The organism is Dactylosporangium sucinum, from assembly GCF_014647515.1.
In the GTDB taxonomy this organism is placed as follows: Bacteria; Actinomycetota; Actinomycetes; order Mycobacteriales; family Micromonosporaceae; genus Dactylosporangium; species Dactylosporangium sucinum.
This window is the reverse complement of the sequence record NZ_BMPI01000216.1, coordinates 1-574: the sequence shown is the minus strand read 5'-3', so window position 1 is coordinate 574 and position 574 is coordinate 1. Positions and strand designations below refer to the sequence as shown.

Annotated in this window: 1 protein-coding gene; it reads right to left on the bottom strand. The window is 70.4% G+C overall.

Going from position 1 to position 574, the window contains the following annotated elements; genetic code table 11:
- A partial coding sequence (locus tag IEZ31_RS55915; RefSeq protein WP_190258311.1) for a ketoacyl-synthetase C-terminal extension domain-containing protein occupies window positions 1–574 on the bottom strand: 574 nt, incomplete at both ends.

The window sequence follows — 574 nt, the reverse complement described above, 5'->3', positions numbered from 1 at the left end:
GCATCGCCAACGCCACCGCCGCGTCGCGGGGGTCGGGGCAGGTCCGTTCGGCCCAATCGGCCAGCCGCGCCGCCTGCCCCACCAACGCCCCCGACGACCTAGCCGAAACAACCCACGCCGTCGGACCCCCATGAGCGCCTGACTCCGGGTCGGGATCACCCTCCTCCAACACAACATGAGCGTTGGTACCGCTGATCCCGAACGACGACACGCCAGCCCTGCGGGGACGGCCGTTCGGCCAGGGACGCGGCTCGGTGAGCAGCGAGACCCGGCCGGTGGACCAGTCGACCTCCGGCGAGGGTTCGTCGACGTGCAGGGTGGCCGGCATCGTCGCGTGCCGCATCGCCTGGACCACCTTGATGATCCCGGCGACACCGGCCGCGGCCTGCGTGTGGCCGATGTTCGACTTCACCGACCCCAGCCACAGCGGCTCTTCCCGATCCTGGCCGTAGGTGGCGAGCAGCGCCTGCGCCTCGATCGGGTCACCGAGCCGGGTTCCGGTACCGTGACCCTCGACAACGTCCACATCGGACGGCGACAGACCCGCATTGGCCAAAGCCTGCAGAATCACCCG